This window comes from uncultured Campylobacter sp., from assembly GCF_938045465.1.
Classification (GTDB): domain Bacteria; phylum Campylobacterota; class Campylobacteria; order Campylobacterales; family Campylobacteraceae; genus Campylobacter_B.
Window position 1 is genome coordinate 1 of record NZ_CALIBF010000103.1, and the last position, 3,474, is coordinate 3,474.

The following is a 3,474-nucleotide window of genomic DNA, read 5'->3' on the forward strand; positions in this document are numbered from 1 at the left end:
CAGGCGACATCACCTATCAGCTGCGCGGAGAATTTTAGACTTGAAAACTCTAGCTGAATTTACGAGCCAAACTCCGCTGCAGGCGGGCAAGGATAAAATTTGAGATTTTTAGTATTTGTTTTCGCATTTTTATTTATCGCGGCGATCTTTTTCGTGCGGGACGAAATTTTAAGCAAAAGGGCCAAAATCATCGCCACGGCGCTGATTGTACTGCTGTGCGCGGGAGCGTATTTTTATGAAAGCGCGAGCGAGCGCTCCGCCAAGCTTGAGGAGGAGATGGTGTTTAAATTTAACGCAGGCGCCAGATTAAGATGCGGCGGCGCGATAAATTCCGCTGCCGAAGCTCGCGGCGCGGCAAATTCCTTCTCCGAAAAACATAGTGCGGATGCGAAAAATTTAGGTTCGCAAGCCGGCGAGGCAAATTTAAACGCGCAGGACAAGGCTGCTTCTGCCGCGCAAGCAAATGATACGCAAAGCTCCGCGGTGCAAACGAACGAGCAGGCTTCCGCCGTGCAAATAAACGGCGCCATCTCGGGCGGGCAAAATTCCGCGCAAAGCCCTACTTTGCAAAATTCTACAGGGCAAGGCGATACGCAGAGCCTCACGCCGCAAAATTCCGCGCAACGAGACGACACGCAAACCTCTAATCCTCAAGGCTCCGCGCAGAATTCTAAAGCTACGCAAAATTTTGCTGCAGACAAAGAACAAAGCTCCGCGCAGATCGTGACGCGAGAAAATTTCACCTACTCCTTTTCGCTGGGCGCTTTCATCGCCAAAAAAAGCGCGGGCGCGGAGTTTAGGGGCAAAACTTATAAAATCAAAGAGTGCGTTTATGATCAGTGACGAACTCTTTACGCGCCTCGATCTAGGCGAGTATCTAGCCAAATTTAAAAGCTTTTTGGCGCGCGAAAAGCCGCTGTTTTTAAGCGGCGATAGTAAGCTAAATTTTGAAAAAATTTCAGAACTTACGAAATTTGATCTGGCGCAGTGCGAGAGCGTCGCGAACCTAGACGACGCGCTGATGCGCATCTCAAAGCACGGCGTGCTTCATATCAGCGAAATTTACGAGTTTAGCAAGATCGTCCGATATTTTCTGTATCTCAAAAAGCAGCCTTTTGAGGGCAAACTCGCCGCTTGGTTTGCAAAGATCGAAATTCCTGCGCCCATCGCGCAACTAAAGGATTATTTCGACGATCAGGGCGGCTTTCGCGACGCGATAGACGAGCGCTTCGGCGCGCTGAACGAGGCGTTTAAGATAAAGCGTGACGAGATCGAGCAGACGCTAAAAAGGCTGATCTATTCCAAAGCCCTTTCGCCCTATCTTGCCGACACGCAGATCCACTACATAAGCGATACCGAGGCTCTGCTGGTGCGCGGCGGCTTTAATCACGTGCTAAAAGGCAGCGTCGTAGCGCGCTCAAGCGGAGGCTATTTTTACGTGCTTCCAGACGCGATCGCGGCTCTGAAGTCCGCTCAAAGCGCGATTTTGGATAAAAAAGAACAGATCGTTTTCGAGCACTGCAAGCAGATCAGCGCGGTTTTTAATAAAAGCTTAGCCTTTCTGAAATTTATAAACGCCGCCTTCGATCAAATCGATGCGCTGATTGCGCGCGCGGCGATGGCAAGAGCGAGCGATTATGAGTTCATCCTGCCTGAGCCCTCGCGCGACATCGTATTAGACAGCTTCGCCCACCCCGCGCTTAAAAATCCAAAGCGCGTGAGCGTGGAATTTACGGGTAAAATTCTGCTCATCACCGGTGTGAATGCGGGCGGAAAATCGATGCTTTTAAAAAGCATTCTAAGCGCGGCGCTGCTAGCTAAGTACCTCCTTCCTATGCCTATTCGCGCAAGCGGCAGCCGCATCGGCACCTTTAAGGAGTTCGAGCTCATAATGGAGGATCCGCAAAACTCCAAAAACGACATCTCGACCTTCGCGGGCAGGATGGTTGCCTTTAGCAAGCTATTCGGGCGCAAAGAAATTCTAATCGGCGTCGATGAGATCGAGCTGGGTACCGATTTTGAGGAGGCTGCGAGCCTATACGGCGCGATGATCGAGCAGCTGATAAGCGGCGACGTGAAGATTATCATCACCACGCATCACAAGCGCCTGGCGATGCTGCTTGCAAAGGATCCGTGCGTGGAGCTGCTAGCGGCGCTTTACGACGAGAAAAACAGCGCGCCGAAATATGAGTTTTTAAAGGGCACGATCGGCAAATCTTACGCCTTTGAAACCGCGCTGCGCTACGGCATAGCGCAAAATTTGATCGCCGCAGCGCGCAAAAACTACGGCGAAAACAAAGAGAACCTAAACGAAGCGATCTCAAAAGCGATAAATTTAGAGCTTGAGCTAAAACAAAAACTAGCCCAAACTCAGCAAAAAGAGGAGAAATTAGACGCGCTAAGCGAGGCTCTAAAAGATCAGCGCGAGCGCGCGCAAAGCGAGCTGAAGGCGGAGCTTTCAAGGCTGCAAAACGAATACTACCGCGCGATTTCGGAGGCCAAACGCAGCGTGAGCCTAGGCGACATGCGCGAAAAGCAGCGCGCCATAAACCGCGCAAACGAGCTCGCACGGGCCGTGCAGCAGCCCGAACTCAGCACGCCCGAGCCGCAAAGCCTCAAGGTGGGCGATCGCGTCAAATACGGCAAGATCAAGGGCGAAATTTTATCGCTTAGCAAAACCCAAGCGCTGATGCTAAGCGACGGCATCAGGCTGCGCGTGCCGCTTAGCGAGCTAAAGCGTAGCGGTGCAGTGCCCCCGCCCGTAAAAAATATCAGCATCAAGGTGCAAAAGCCCGCCTCCGCGTCGCTGAGCCTCGATCTGCACGGCCTACGCGCCGAGGAAGCGATCAGCAGGCTTGATAAATTTATCAGCCAAAGCCTCGTGATGGGCTTTGATGAGATCATCGTCAAGCACGGCATCGGCACGGGCAAGCTCGCGTTCGCGGTCAAGGAGTTTTTAAAATCGCACCCGAGCGTCAAGGGCTTTCGCGACGGCACGCCCGCAGAAGGGGGCTTCGGCTCAAAGGTCGTATCACTGTAGTATTTAGTTTAAAGACTCGTTTAGCTCTAAGCTTCGACTCAAAAGTTTTTCGCCTCAGACGCGGATGCGAGCAACGCGGAATTCGCTCATTTCATTTATGCTTTGCCGAGGTTTTGCAAAAGCACGGGTGCTTTTAACGTAGAATTTCGCCGCGAGATTTTAAATTTTACGCCCGCGAAGCTATAAAGCTTTTAAATTTAAACTTAGGATTTTAAAAATTTAAAACGCAAGAGCTCAATTTGAAATTCTAAAATTTTATGCGGCGCAAGCCGCAATAAAAAGAATTTAACGCGAGCCGCGAGGCTCGCCCCTTGAGCGTGCCAGGGGTTAGGGGATTTTAAGGGGAAAGGGGAGCGCCTCGCAAAACGAGCGTAGCAACGCAAGGCTTAGCCTGGCGGCGTTTCTTGCGAGCGCAGCGAAGCAGAGTAAGTAGC

General features: G+C 51.5%; 2 protein-coding genes. Both read left to right on the forward strand.

Annotation, left to right across the window (positions count from 1 at the left end; all coding sequences use genetic code 11):
* Positions 1–99: 99 nt before the first annotated feature.
* Positions 100–843, forward strand: a complete 744-nt coding sequence (locus Q0413_RS04780) for a hypothetical protein (protein ID WP_298987802.1) — start codon at positions 100–102, stop codon at positions 841–843.
* Complete coding sequence (locus tag Q0413_RS04785) at positions 833–3,040, forward strand: endonuclease MutS2 (RefSeq protein ID WP_298987805.1); 2,208 nt, start codon at positions 833–835, stop codon at positions 3,038–3,040. Before Q0413_RS04780 ends, Q0413_RS04785 begins: the two co-directional genes overlap by 11 nt.
* Positions 3,041–3,474 lie beyond the last annotated feature (434 nt).

Bases quoted from the DNA above. Each gene is read 5' to 3' on its own strand.
- Q0413_RS04785 (WP_298987805.1), top strand. From the start codon at position 833: ATGATCAGTGACGAACTCTTTACGCGCCTCGATCTAGGCGAGTATCTA.